This window comes from Paraburkholderia sp. GAS448 (assembly GCF_050435685.1).
Lineage (GTDB): Bacteria > Pseudomonadota > Gammaproteobacteria > Burkholderiales > Burkholderiaceae > Paraburkholderia.
In genome coordinates, this window is record NZ_JBNDKT010000017.1 from 11145 (window position 1) to 25392 (window position 14248).

General features: G+C 59.3%; 9 protein-coding genes and 1 pseudogene. 3 read left to right on the forward strand and 7 right to left on the reverse strand.

Annotated elements, in window-relative coordinates:
- Positions 1–102: 102 nt before the first annotated feature.
- The 3 genes from P3T23_RS27150 to P3T23_RS27160 all read right to left on the reverse strand — a co-directional run bounded on the left by P3T23_RS27150 (position 103) and on the right by P3T23_RS27160 (position 5614).
- A complete protein-coding gene (locus P3T23_RS27150) occupies positions 103–2463 on the reverse strand; it encodes a DUF3141 domain-containing protein (protein WP_429319186.1) in 2361 nt (786 codons plus the stop codon).
- A 553-nt stretch (positions 2464–3016) separates the two neighbouring features.
- On the reverse strand, positions 3017–3424 hold the full coding sequence (locus P3T23_RS27155) for a hypothetical protein (protein WP_429319187.1): 408 nt from the start codon (positions 3422–3424) through the stop codon (positions 3017–3019).
- Positions 3425–3823: 399 nt separating this feature from the next.
- Positions 3824–5614, reverse strand: a complete 1791-nt coding sequence (locus P3T23_RS27160; protein ID WP_429319188.1) for a SulP family inorganic anion transporter — start codon at positions 5612–5614, stop codon at positions 3824–3826.
- Between the two features lie 817 nt (positions 5615–6431).
- On the opposite strand from P3T23_RS27160, the gene P3T23_RS27165 reads away from it, so the two are divergent.
- A complete protein-coding gene (locus tag P3T23_RS27165) occupies positions 6432–6881 on the forward strand; it encodes a glycine zipper domain-containing protein (protein WP_429319321.1) in 450 nt (149 codons plus the stop codon).
- 259 nt (positions 6882–7140) lie between these two features.
- On the opposite strand, the pseudogene P3T23_RS27170 reads toward P3T23_RS27165, so the two are convergent.
- Positions 7141–7599, reverse strand: a pseudogene (locus tag P3T23_RS27170) (IS5 family transposase); the annotation flags it as partial.
- Between the two features lie 854 nt (positions 7600–8453).
- On the opposite strand from P3T23_RS27170, the gene P3T23_RS27175 reads away from it, so the two are divergent.
- A complete protein-coding gene (locus P3T23_RS27175) occupies positions 8454–9041 on the forward strand; it encodes a BPSL1445 family SYLF domain-containing lipoprotein (RefSeq protein WP_429319189.1) in 588 nt (195 codons plus the stop codon).
- A 725-nt stretch (positions 9042–9766) separates the two neighbouring features.
- Here P3T23_RS27175 and P3T23_RS27180 read toward each other — a convergent pair.
- Entirely contained in the window at positions 9767–10357 is a 591-nt protein-coding gene (locus P3T23_RS27180; protein ID WP_429319190.1) for a hypothetical protein, read from the reverse strand.
- A gap of 972 nt (positions 10358–11329) precedes the next feature.
- Positions 11330–11626, reverse strand: coding sequence for an integrase core domain-containing protein (locus tag P3T23_RS27185; RefSeq protein ID WP_429319191.1), 297 nt, complete (start codon positions 11624–11626; stop codon positions 11330–11332).
- A gap of 739 nt (positions 11627–12365) precedes the next feature.
- Here P3T23_RS27185 and P3T23_RS27190 point away from each other — a divergent pair.
- Positions 12366–12569 (forward strand): DUF2964 family protein, encoded by a 204-nt coding sequence (locus P3T23_RS27190; protein WP_429319192.1) that lies wholly within the window; start codon positions 12366–12368, stop codon positions 12567–12569.
- Positions 12570–13309: 740 nt separating this feature from the next.
- Here P3T23_RS27190 and P3T23_RS27195 read toward each other — a convergent pair.
- Positions 13310–14239 (reverse strand): DUF2950 domain-containing protein, encoded by a 930-nt coding sequence (locus tag P3T23_RS27195; protein ID WP_429319193.1) that lies wholly within the window; start codon positions 14237–14239, stop codon positions 13310–13312.
- Between the last annotated feature and the right edge of the window lie 9 nt (positions 14240–14248).

The following is a 14248-nucleotide window of genomic DNA, read 5'->3' on the forward strand; positions in this document are numbered from 1 at the left end:
GCACCTGCAGAAGTCGATCAGGCGCTGGTACTTCGCATGCTTGGCATCCATTTCATCTCCTGCTTCCAGGACGTGTTGACATCGCGATTCCAGCCAGGTGCGTCACGCCGCGCCAGGGCGGCGAACCTTCTCTGGCCTCGCGAGCCTCTCGACCTTCTCGCGCTTTTCGAGCTTCACGGGCTTCTCTGCCAGCACTTCGCGGATGCGCGCGAGCATCGCGGTCTGTTCCTCAGTCGGCGACGTAGCCTGTACGCGCTCGTCGGCGATCAGCTTGTCGAGCAGCGCGACGAACTTCTCGCGGTCGGCCTGGCTTTCCAGTAACTGCGGCAAGGTTTGGACGGCCAGATCCGGCTCGTAACGCGAGATGATTTCCTGTTCGCCACGGATGCGGCGCCACTCATGAGGCGCTAAACCCGGAAGCAAGTGTGCATAGTCCGACACCAGTTCTTGCCGCAATTCGAGTCGCGAAAGGGGCAGCGGCTTGCCCTTGCTGCTGAGCAGAAATGCCGCGCGGGCGAGCGCTTCGACATAGCCGCCGTCCCCGATCGCAGCAAGTGCATCGCGCACCACGGGCAGTTCGAGCGGATCGACACTGGCGCCGGTCGCGTGTTCCTGCACCGCGCTTGCCTGGGCCTGCTGGAGTCCTTTCAGATTGCCGTAAATCGAGAAGAAGGCAGCTTCGGTCATCGCATCGCGCAGACCGCGATAGTAGTCGAGCGACGCACTGATCATTTCGGAACCTAGATGTTCGGCCCGTCGCGCAGGATGGCTCTCTTCGATCGGTTGACGAGTGGCTTTGACCATTTGTGCAGCGGGCTCGAGCCACCACAGCCACGGGTTCAGCCGCGAGACGGACCAGTTCTGGAATCGCAGCGGATGAAACATCCGCAGCAGGTGCGCCGTGTAATCATTCGACGTGGCCTGCACGAAGGGTCGGACGAACATCTCATAGTTGTGCTGGTTGAACTTCGATACTTCCGCGACTGCCTCGAAGGGCTTCTCATCGACGCGCTCGAAGCGATTGAGCCGCGCTGCGATGTCCTCGAGCCGATGTTCGTGAAACTCGACGTCGTACGAAGTCTCGCCATCCGCACCTTTCTTTTCGCTGATCACCATGCCGTAGAGGCCGGGCGCCAGCCGCTCGACAGTCTTCAACACCGACACGATCTGCGCATGCTCCTTCGTCGCCACCTTGCCGGAAACAAAGATTCCAAGATGCCCGACGTTCCCATGAAGCAGCCCGACAATGACCTGGCCGCGCGCCTTGATTTCCTCAGTGCTGCCGTAGATGTCCGCGACCCAGTTGAACGCCTGCTGCGGCGGCGTGATGTTGTCGCCCATGGAGGCGAACAGTACAATGGGCGACCTGATTTCGCGCAGGTCGAAGGGTGTGCCGCTCGCCGCCTTGACGTCCCCCTTCCACAGCGAATTACCGACGAAAAGATTGCGCGTAATCCATTCGATCTCTTCGCGATTCATCAGGTAGTAGCCGCCCCACCAGCGCTCGAATTCGAGAAAGCGCGGCGGCTCGGTGTCGGCCTTGTCGAACACATGGTAGAACTTGTCCCACAGGCTGTTGGCCGGATTCAGGTTCTCGAAGTTCTGCACTAGATGCGCACCATCGAACCGGCCGTTGCCCATGTCCGCCGCAAGCGAAGCGAGCCACGATCCGCCGAGCATGCCGCCGGCATAGCGCATCGGGTTGTCGCCGTCGCCTTCGCTCCATGCACCGCCCCAGTACGACATGGGAGCCCCGTTGATGACGATGGGGCCGGTATCGTCGGGGCCCGAGGCCGCCAGCATCATGGCCGCCCATCCGCCCTGGCAGTTGCCGATGATGGCGGGCTTCGGACTATCAGAATGCAGTTCGCGCACCTTCCTGACGAAAATCTGCTCGGCCTGACAGACGTCGAGCAGTGTCTGACCAGGCTCGGGATCGCGAAAGAAGATGACGAAATACACCGGGTGCCCGGCGCGCAGCGCGACGCCCACCTGCGAGTCGTCCTTGAAACCGCCGATGCCCGGTCCGTGACCCGCGCGAGGGTCGATGATGATATAGGGCCGCCGTGCGTCATCAACCGTCACGCCGGCGGGCGGAGTGATGCGCAACAGCGCGTAGTTAACCGGTCGCTCGAAAGAGCGTCCGTCGAGCACCGTTTCGTAGTCGAAATGGAGTACCGGCTTGAGGCCCTGCTCTGTGTTGTCGAGGAAGTTGTCGCCGCGCTGCCGTAGCGTGTCCCAGAAGAGCACCGAGCGCTGCGCCGTATCGACGACGTAGTCGTACCAATTGCGCGGATCCATCGCTGCCGCCATTGTCGTGAGCGGGTCCGTGCCGTTACCGGCGCCTGCGTGTTCGACGCGTCGGGCAAACTGGTCGCTCGCCGTCTGCAAGCGGTTATGTAAGACCGCGGCAACCTTTGTGCCGGTCCGTTGACTGAGCGCAATCTCGGCGGCTTCGTCCATGGTGAAGATTTCCGGGGTACGTTGACTTGAACGTCCATTGCTTCGACGTTGCTCACGATCTGTGCTGCCGCCTGATACGCTTGTGGAACTCGCGGCTCAATTTATATTATGCAACCCGTTGTGCAACCGCAAATAAAGTGATCGCATTGTGTTGGCATGCTATGAATATCTCGGGGTAAAGGCCGCGATCAACGAATCGCCCTTTAAAGCTTCCTGGCGCAGTGCGTCCGCCCGGGACCTGTGACGCGACACGAGACGCCGTTTGACTGCGAGCCGCGCGCCCCGGACGAAACGTCGTACCGCCACGCCAAAGGGCTTGGGTTGGGCGTCATACGTTGTCGAGATGCCGAGGGCGTGAGTCGATATTGGGACGTTGGCCCGTTGTCGTGCAATCGCACACGCTATTAATCAAAACGCGATCCGAGCGGTTATCACGGACCGGAACGTGCACGCAAGCGATGCGAACACGATAGCTGGGCGCGAGCCTGGTAGACCGAATGCTCTGCAATACCGTATCGTCTGGGACATGACGGTCGAGAAACACCATCCGAGACTATTTCCGCTGTTGCAATTTCCAGCTTGCATTGCCCGCTCGACAAAACAATGGATGAAGATCCATCGATTGACCTTTCGCAGTAAGCGCAACCGCAACGGAGCGACATGTGTTGCCGTCCCGCTTTATCGTGTTGCCGGGAGTAAGTATCGCATCCACCTTGACACTGTTGCCCGTATCAGAGTTATTCCAGCGGGCCGTCTCCCCGTCTGCCTTCGTATCAAGAGCATTCGCTACGGCAAGCTTGATCGAATCAATATCCCGCTGTTTCATATAGCTCAGCGGAGTATCATTTAAAAAACTGAGATTCGACGCGTGCGCAGAGCATACTATTGCTGCGAACAATAAGCCTCCGATGCAGAGGCGAGCGGAATATGCCCGGCGCGGCGACCTAAGGTATGGGGGCATGGCAACGACTCCTATCGCTGTTATCGAATACGAAGAAAAGGCCCGATCAAGACCGTGCAATCCGACTACCCGATTGCCCGTTTTCTTGTCCGCGCAAGGTGGGTGTCGACCAACCACTTTCGCTTCGCAACTGATGATATCCCGGTTCTTTGGAACCCCGATTGTTAATCATCAACTGCGCGGTGGCTGGGCTGCTTTTCTGGGGCAGCTGAATCGACCTGAACGCATAGCTCCGCTACCGACCCTCAATGCCGACAATTCGAATGTGACTTTTTCTGCTGTTGCATGGTTTTCTGGTTTGTTTTCGGGTTGGTGCCGGCGAACGCTCGCGGCGTCAACGGAACAGAGGTTCGCTGCGCGTGACTCGCTTCTGCTTGCGCATAAATCGATCTCATCCGGTTACAAGACAGCCCCATCGTCTGGCATTGTTGTGGACCGCGCTCCGCGCGATGTGCCGAGACCGGCTTCGGTACCACCAAGGAACTCGTCGATAACATCAGTCACCGAGACGCGGCGCCCGAAATAGCCGACCTGCTCTTCCAATCCCTCGGCGCGCAGGATATCCCGCACTTCCGCGTGCGGAGCCACGAGCCGCAGCCGCATCCCGGCGTCCTGCAATGCTGTGTTCAACATAGCCAGCATTCGCGCGCCAGCGAGGTCGACAACAGGCGTCGCGGACAGATCGCATACAACCAGATGGACCGGCGTTGTGCCCGAGCGAATTTTCCGCCACACGCTCGCGCGCACATGTTCGACGTTAAAGTAGAGCAGCGACGCTTCCACGCGGAAAACGAGCGCGCCCGGAATGGGCTCATTGTCTGGGTTGCGCTCGATATCCGAGTAACGAGTTTGGCCGGGGATGCGCCCCAGGATGGCGACGTGGGGGTGCGCGGCGCGCCGAATGAGCAACAACATCGAGATGAGTACCGCAGCGATCACGCCTTTCAGGATGCCGAGTAGCAGCACCGCAGCAAATGCTGCCATCGATACAGCGAATTCGTAACGGCTCACTCGCCACACGTGGCGGATTTCGCGGATGTCGATCAGGGCTTTGACGGCAACCAGAACGACCGCCGCCAGAACTACATTGGGCAGATTGCTCAGCAAGCCCGTAAGGAACATCAGACATAGGCCGATTGTGACGGAAGCGCACACCAGCGCAAGCGGTGTCTTGGCGCCGGCCTTATCGTTGACGGAGGACTGCGACAGGCCGCCAGCCACGGGGTAACCCTGGAATAGACCTGCGGCCAGGTTGGCCGCGCCGAGCCCGAGGAGTTCCTGGCGAGGATCGATTTCGTAGCCGTTGACCTGTGCGATGGCCCGTGCGGCAGAAACGCTTTCCACGTAGGAGAGCAGGAGGCACGCGAACGCCAGCGGGATTACGCCGTCGACATCGCGTATCCGCAGCCCTGGCATACGGAACTCAGGCAAACCGCGGGGCAACGCGCCGACAACCTTGAAACCCAGATCACCTAGTGGCGTGAACGAAAGCAGGACGATGGAAATTAGTACCACCAGCAGCGCAACGGGTCGCCCAGGCAGAAACCTTTCCCCTAGCAGTAGCACGAGGAGCGCGACGAAGCCGAAGGTGAGCACGACAACATTGGTATCGGGGAGTTGCCCAGCTAGCACAACAATGCGCTCGAAGAACTGTTCTCCGCCGCCCTTGACTCCGAACAGCTTGGGCAACTGGGTGAGGGCGATCGTGAGCGCCGCGCCTGCCTTAAAGCCGAGAAGTATCGTCTCGCTGATGAAATTGACGAGCGAACTCAACCGCAGAATCCACGCCAGCACGCACATACCCGCGACGAGTACCGCCGTAAGCGCCGCAACCGACGCAAAGCGCCCGGGATCCCCCCCGGACAGTTCTGCTACCGTCACTCCGACGAGCATCGAGATCGCAGACGTGGGTCCGATCGCAAGCTGGCGCGAAGAACCGAATAACGCGTAGAACAACCCGCCGACCAGATAGCAGTAGATGCCGTATTCAGGCGGCAGCCCGGCGAGCGTAGCGTAAGCAAGCGACACAGGAATGGCGTAGGCCGCGAGGGTCACGCCGGCAATTGCGTCGCGCGCCAGCCACTGAGGCCGGTAGGTCGGCAGCCACTGCGCGGGAGGAAACACAGCGCGCCACCCGGTCACGGGAACCGTGCCAGTGACTTCGTGGGTGGGGCGAAGGTCTTCCTTCAAGAGGGCACCTCCCTTTGCTGCAGGGTTCAAATCTCAACCGGTCGCAAACAAAAGGACCGGGTCACGGAGACGCTCACGCGTTCAAACTGTTCCACCAATGGCAGCGTCGCCCATCCGCCGTGCAATGAACATACGACTCAATTCCTGCTGAACTCACCACCCTGATCATGGCATAGCGAAACGATCGACGCCCAGCGCGTTTTGCATATCGTCCGAAAGATCGCTCGAGAAACAGCATGAAGAGCCCATCGTGTGTTTCACTCGGAGTCTGCCGTAGTGCTGACAGATGTAAATGCTTCAATAAGTTACTGCAACGAACCCGTTCGTGCGACTGGAAATGTCTTCGAAACGCAGATACTGCCGCATTGCAGAAGATCGATGTCTCACATACGTTCAAGTCCGTCTGCCATGGCACTCAGCCGATACCGACGTTGCGAACGTTCCGCGTACACATGAGAGAGCCACTTGAGCGCATCGTGATTCTCCGTCTCGATCTGCTCGATGATGAGCAATATCAGGTATTCTCACGCGCGCGGAATTTGATCTCGCTCAAGAAGGCAGGTTGTATCGTTTCGGCGCTGGGCAGTGCAACGACCAATCTTTGCCGCTCCATACCGGAGATAAGACCATGGTCTGATTGCGCTCGAGGGATATTGAACGAAACTATGAAGGCAACCTTGATGGTTACCCCGCCTTTCGCGCTGCGCGACGGGATACCGGTTGCCAAAGGGTTGTATGAGGCGGACACTCAAGGAGTGCTTTACGCCGCCCCGAGTTCAAGCAAGGAGTTACTGTGTATACATATAGGAGCCGCTGCATTTGGGCAGCGATCATATGGGAAGTGGCGCTTGCCGCTGCCGCGCAGGGCCAGCCAATTGCGTACCCAGCCAAAGGGCAAAGCCAACAGCAGCAACAAAAGGACTCCTCCTCGTGCCACTCATGGGCAAGGAACAACACGGGAATCGATCCGGCAGCGGTGGCTGCCACCCCACCTCCTCCGTCGGGGCCTGCGGTAGGGGGGGGAGAGCGCGTCAGGGGAGCGGCACGCGGCGCTGCTGGCGGCGCCGCGATTGGTGCGATCGCCGGTGATGCCGGAAAAGGCGCCGCGATAGGTGCGGTTGGCGGCACGATGGTCGGCGGGTCGCGAGCACGCCAAAACCAGCGAGCCGCAGCGGCAAATCAGCAAGCGCAGTCTCAAGGTGCCATCGATACCTTCAATCGAGCGTACGCGGCGTGTATGGAGGGGCGTGGGTACACGATCAAGTAGGTGCGGTCAGCGGTCTATGAAAAAGTGTGGCGCGGGGCTGCTCAGACTGCCATTCTGTCGGAAGATGTCTCGCGGACTCGCATGCGAAACCTTATCGCTTGCTGTTTTGTGCGGATCAGTGGCACTGATCCCGATAGAGGCCCGTTGTTGTTCAGTTGAACTTAGAGTGGCTAACAAAACTGTTCTACGAAGCGCGAGCAGATAACGCCACAAGCAAGGGTAAGCAACGCGACATGGGTATCGAGACCCCGTTCGAAGCGGATGCATGCCGGTTGGCGCCTGTGACCACGGGTGCCAGCGGGACGCCCTGACGGTCTACCGCGATATGACGCTTGCTGCCGAGCTTGCCCCGGTCGGTCGGGTTCGGCCCGGTCTGTTCGCCCCCTGGGGGCTTGCCACGCTCGCGCCATCGACGCTCACACGGGTCCAGTCAATCGCATCGTATTCACGCAATCGCGTGGGCAACGCCAGATGCAGGCGCGCCCACACGCCATCGTTTTGCCAGTCCCGCAGCGGCGCCAGCACGTCATGCCACTGCCAAGCCCATTTCTTGCGGCAAGTCTTCCCACGGGATGCCGGTGTGCAGTACGAAGAGAATTCCATTCAATGCCGCCCGGTCACCTACACGAAGACGCCCGCCTGTCGGCGAACGCGGCCGCGCGGGCAGCAACGGCTCAAGCGTTTCCCACAACTTGTCATTGATTCGCTGTTTTGTCATCCAACATCAAACGTTTACCCTCGCTTTCGGATGACACGTTTTGTTTAGCGAGTCTTATGTAGACGTCACTTCCCCTCACCCAAGTGGCTTTAGGGAGCGTAGATTCTTGCGTGTGTCTATCACGTTGAGAGTCACCGACCGGTGTCGATATATCCGTTTTTCGTGGGTCGTGGTATAGCCGGGTGTCAGGCCTTGCATCGATCGCGACGCTATTGCCGGTACCTTCGCTGATCCATGCGCTAATTTCCTCGTCCTTCGCGAACTACACTCGTGGCGCGCGGTTGTGTTGGTGAAATCGATATCAGTCTGCTTCGCCCGGGAAACCACATGCCATCGAAAGAGCCTGGATTCCGGGGTCGATCGTCGCCCGCCACACCGCGCTCGATTTCCGGCACATATTCGGCGCACCCGGATAGTGATTTGCATGAATCGGCAAAAGATATTCAGATGCGATGCGCTGCAAGGCGCGCACAGACTACGTGGTATTCGCAATCGGGACAGTTCCGGACCTCGTTGCATTCAACACCATGCTCCGGCTAGATCGCGTTATGAGTCCAGCACAGGAATCCGGGTCTTGAACCTGCCCCGAGTTGTTCGACGCGCCGTACCCGGTGCGATATACAAGGTGTTACGCCTCGTTAATGAAGCGGACAGGCTTTCGCTATAAGACCAAAGTCTCATTTACCCAGCCTGGCGTCGTGACATCATATAGGGGGGCAGGTACTGGGAGTCATCGGCAAGGCGGCGGCTCGAAACGGCCCACTCGGCCTACGCTGGCTGAGACGCCCTAGGTGGATGAAGCGGCCGGACTCACGCACCGGGGATTCGCCTCGCAACCACAATGGAGGAACATAATGAACAGACGGAATTTTGTGCTAAAGAGCGCGGCCGCCACCGCTGTCGCGGGTCTGACACTCGCGGGCTGTACCACGACGCCCGGCAGCGGCAAGAGTCCTGAGACCGATGTGTCGAAGCGCCAGGCGATCGACGCAAGTGTTGATGGCACGCTGACTCGGCTTTTCGCGACTGTGGGTGGCTCACGCGAACTCGCATCGAAGGCCCAGGGCGTCCTGGTGTTCCCGGATGTCAAGAAGGCGGCCTTCATCGCTGGCGCCGAGTATGGCGAAGGCGCATTGCGCGTCGGTGGCACGACTGTCGGGTACTACAGCACGGCGGCGGCTTCCTTTGGATTCCAGGCCGGTGTCCAGTCGACGGCTATCATTTTCCTCTTCATGACACACGACGCGCTCGACAAATTCCGCAACGCGGCCGGCTGGTCCGTGGGTGGCGACGTGGCAGTTTCGATCGTGAAAGTGGGTGCGAACGGCTCAATCGACACGACATCAGCCTCCTCGCAGGTGGTGGCCCTCGTGCTGACCAACACGGGTCTTATGGCGGACGTTTCACTCTCCGGCGCCAAGGTGACGCGGCTTAATCTGTAAAAGTGAGGCGCAGCTTGCTCCACTCTGCCAGATTGCTTGACGGGTAATGGTGGGTGCGGGGCAAGCGCAGCTCTGCCCGTTGATGGCTTCGCTGTCTCGCGCTTTCAGGAGTGTGCCAATGCTTCATCGCGTTCGATGGCGCGATTTCCCGTTTTCTTGTGAGATGAAGCCGATGGCCCAAGCCGTGGCCATAGATGCATTTCGCTGCAACGCACGCTGTACGTCCGCATCGTGAGCGACCCGCATCTGCTTGAGTGTCAAGAATTCGGGATCGGGACCGCGAGCAACGGGGCCTGGTTCAGTTTCAATACGCGTCGATTCGCCTGTCGACCTCTTCGACTGAAGACGCATGGCAGGAAAAGTCGGTTATCGTGGATGTGATAATTCTAAATAGGTGCGGACCACGGTAAGACGCAACGGCGCGATCGCAAGCTGAAACATCGCCGCAGATACGTTTATTCAACTGACCACCTCGAATTTGGCAGGCGTGCACCGGAACCAGACCTTAGGCTGACACCGGCACTAGCCATTCGATGGTCACGTATGCGCGTCGCACCAGGATGCTATCTGGACGCGGGAACACCAGTTGCGCGATGCATTGTGCCCATGGGTAGCTGTGCCGACATCTGGATGGCACATCCCGAAGCGACCGCGGCAAAACCGCACGGGGCGGGGTCAAGCCCCCTCACGCCGGGCGCTCCAAATGCGGGCGTCCGGCGAGGGACCTACTTCGTGGCAACGGGCTCCACGGAAACGGCAAGGGCTTCGGTGTAGACGACCTCCACCTGATCGCCCTTCTTGATGTTCGCAAGTTGCGCCGGATCCTCTACCCTCAGGTCCACCACGTTACCCTTGGGACCTTTCAACTCGACGGTCCTGCTTTTTGGATTGACCGCGATTACGTCGGCCACGATTTTCACTTCCCGGCCTAAGGTACCCCCGGGTTTTCCACCAGCAGGCGCGCGCTCCATTGTCGGGCGCTCTTCGGCCGAAGCCATGGCACCGCTGTTTTTCTTGAGGCTCAGGGTGAGTGATTCCCGATAAACCACCTTGACTACATCGCCAACCTTGAGCTGGTCAAAATTGCGCGCTTCGTCCCCGACTTCCACTTCAACGATATTGCCGTTAGTGCCTTTTAGCAAAACGGTTCGCGTCGCGGTGTCTATGTCCTGTACCGTGGCGGTCATCCGAGTGGTCCCCTTGATGCTGGCCGTACCCAGCGCTTTTGTCACCTCCACATTGGTTTCAGGTTGCGCCCACGCTGTATTGATCAGGGCCACCAAGGCGGCAATGACAAGCAAATTGCTGTTCGACATGGTTTCCTCCGTTGAAACGCCTAAGCATCATCTGTAGTGCCCCTGGACAGACGCAGAGTCCACTATGCTTTGGTCGCACGGGATGCGTGAGCCCCCCACTGCAGTCACCTCATGGGTGCGCCGCGTGCATTTCATTGCAACCCACACACACGATGCGCCGCGACTCGGAGCACGCCGTCACGCTACGTTCACGAAGCGTGACGGGATTGCGCCGGGCCTTTTATGCAGGCTCATGATATGTAGCGCGCTGAAGCGACGACTCGCTTCTAGTCACCATATACCATCCAGATCGCGTTCCGCTATCAGTGAATGATGTTATTTTGGGTTTGCCATGACGTGTGTCCCGTTGAGGCCAATACCCCGAGGTCGTCGAATCAGCAGATATGTCGTACAGGGCAAGGCGAATCGTCACTACACGCTGGTTCAGCGGGCTGACGTCTATGGATACTCAACTGCGCCTGAAACAACGGAGGGGACAGGGATCGGCATAACAGCAAAGCGTGCTTCCCACGCCGCGCTATCCCCCTTCGGTATGAATGCCGCGGTTTCCCCCGCAAACTGATGAGAACCGGCCACCGCCCTCGATCGTAATGTCGCTCGCAAAAAATGGCCGCAAGCTACCGGGTTTTCGCTCGATTGCGTCTCCATGGACGAAAACCGGTCGTATCCTGAGGGGGAGCGTGCCTACAATCGCGGGTTCAGTTCAGTTGGGTTGCGGACGCAATCGTGGACCTTCTCAAGCACGGAAGTTAGGTGGACGGAAACCCGCGCTTACGAACTACTATGTGTCAGACCGAGTCCCCGTGTCACGGATCGGCGCATAGGAGCCACTTCAGGATTGGCGTAATCGGGCTTTGTTGTCGGTTCGTCACCACGTAGGGCTGCCTTAGTCCGAAACGCATTTCGAATTTCCGCAACTGTCCTCCCCGAAAAGGCATAGCGTGCGATTGAACGAAGCCTGGACCACGCCGGCTATGCTGCCAGCCGCATCATAATGGTGATGCAAGCCGCCAACATCCGGGAACTCGACGACCGTGCCGCGATCGGGCGGCTGCACTGGTCTCGGGTCGGGACAATCCATGTCAGCGACAGGTGTGTACGCCCACGATGGTAGTAGTCGAAGTACCGGGTGAGGATGCGCCGCAGGTGGCGTTCGTTCAGGACAATGACGTGATCGAGGCAGTCTCGCCGGATGCTGCCGATCAAGCGTTCGACGTACGGATTCTGCCATGGGCTGCGAGGGGCGGAGAGAACCTGGTCGACGCCCATGCTCTCTATGCGTCGCCGAAAGGGCTCGCCATAGATTGCATCGCGATCCCGGAGCAGGTACTTCGGCGCGCTATGCCAGGGGAAAGCCTCGACGATCTGTTGAACCGTCCAGTGCGCGGTCGGATTCTCCGTGACATTGAAGTGAACGACCCGGCACCGCTTCTATGGGCACCAGCACGCCCGAGAAGGGGGCCAGCAACTCGATGCGTACTGCAGGCTCAGGAGCTTTCATCTCGATCCACTCCTTATCAATGGCCGCACGGCTGAAGCGACTTGATCAACTCGACCGGAGCCGCGAGCCTCGCGCCGGACGGTACGTTGCAAAGGAGTTGCACCGGCTTGAGCGAAATCATAGGCAACGGCTTGGTGTTTCGCTGCCTGAATGAATGACTTCTGCAGTCCCGACATTCGGCATGATCGTCGTGTGCTCCGGATGAGCAGCGTAGGCAAGGAGGCATCCTGCTTATGAGGGATGAAACGTGAGGTAGGGTCACCTCGAGATCAGGAGTTCGACCTAAACTAGATGATATCCAGCTTCTGTCTCAACGTTGAGTGCATCTTGCGCCGGCCCCACCACGAGCCCCGCAACATGCGTAGCAGATTGAAAAGCGATGCATCTGGATCTTGCGCAGCCAGCAGCGGACGAGCATCCGCTTAATTCAGTCGTCCGGCTCGAGAAACGAAACCGATAATGCGCTGACGAGGTTTGCGAAACCGACCGCAAATGTTGGAGGTCTCGATGAAGAAATCGGAAAGGCGGGTTGCGATTGCATTAGTGGGCGTCGCCATCTGGCTTGGTGGACTCTATTTCGCCATTACCGGATTGGTTTATGACCGTAGCATGGCATTCCGATATGGCGCGCTGGCCATTTTTGTCGGCGTGGCGATCGCAGTGATTGCACTTAACCTGATTTCAATTCCAGGCTTGCGGCAAAAGAAGTAGCGAATTTCATAATAGCAGCGCGCTCCCCCACACCAGATTCCGGCGCGATCCAGAATGTTGGAGCACGTTACTCGCCCGGATCGCTAGCCGCAACGATCCCGCCCAGGCTCATCGGATTGTCCGCTGGCTGGCGGCGGAATCGTCCTGTACTCAAACCGTTTGCGCCAACAACAGGCGCGCGGGATCCGCCTTGCAATCCGGGCGAAGCGGAATCGCCCAGGTGGGAAGAGGCAACGTGGCAACGGGTCCGACTTTAAGCGCGGCCGAAAGCGCCGAGACCGCTCATAGCGGGCTTGATACCGAGGGCCACTTTCCCGCGGTGAAATTCGTTTCGTGTCGTGTGATCGGCGAGTGTTGCGAATGAAACTGGAACATCTCTCCGGTGCCTATCAGCCTTGACGGATTGCGCAATCCGGACAAGATGAACCGGGGTCATTTCTTCGCACGCGCCCTCACCCGTCTTTCGACTCGCGAGGCAGAAGGAGTGGGCCAGTCGGCGGAGCCCGGCACGCCGGACCTGAAACCTCTTCTCGCGGCTACCGTGTCAGCCCGGATCGGATACTGGGACGCATCACAGGCTCACGTCACACTCTGCAGTCATAGGTCCTTGTACTCGCGGGCCAAGGGTTTATACTAACCCTGTCTCCTCCATGTCTCTCCTCCGATATGGATTCAGCCCGCCGCGAGCGGGCTTTCTTTTTTTGCGGGCCGGTGCCGCTCGCGGCACAGCTTGCGCTGTGTTACTGGCTGTCGCGATCGGGCACCTTGCTCCAGCCCGGACCCGGGTCAAACGACTTCGTGGCCTCCGCTTTGGCTGCGCTCTCGGGTCCGAGGTCCCGCTCGTAGACCTGCCCTGCATGGCTCACCATGAAACTCTTGATCCCGGTGTCGCCGTACTTCACCGGCCAGGCGATGACGGCAAAACCGCCGAAGAGCTTGCCTCGTACCACATAATCGTAGGCGCCACCTGGGGCGTGTGGCCCCTGTGACTCGAGCAGCTTGAAGTGGTACCCGTAGTAGCCGGCATTCTTCGCATTGCGCGAACTCGCATCCACGAACGCCTCGCCGAGCGGACTCGGGTTGTCATCCGGTCCGGTAGGCCAGTAGAGGCCGTCGTGTTTGCCCGGCGAACTCACCATCCTCGACGCATAGGCAAGCACACCCTCGCCGTCGTGGTTGGTCTGCGCATACTCGCGCTGCGCATCGTAGATCACGAGCATTGTCTGAATGACAGCCAGTTCGTTGCGGCCGATGCGCCGCACGCGCATGACTTCCGCGCCCGCACGCGTGTCGAAGTGCCATCCCTGGTCGGTCTTGACGAGTGGAATCGGGAACGTCCATCCGTTGTCACCCACGACAATCCGGGCATGCCCGGCGTCCGTCGGCTCGATCGTATGAGACCTTGCCCACTCCGCGACAAACGTATCCCGCACCTGCGCGCCGATGGGTGGAATCAGTTCACGAAAGTCGTTGCCGAAGATCGCGCGCAACGCGTCCTCGCGGTCTTTCACGACGGCGTCGCCGAAGGCGCTCATCGCCGCCTCCGGAGAGCTGAAGTTCTTTTGAGCATAGACGGAAGTCGTCATTGCGACCGACAGGACGGCTGCCGCGGTGAGGTTCGCCAGTATGGGCGCCACCCACTTCTTGAAAACGCGTGATTGGAAATCCATGGTTCCCTC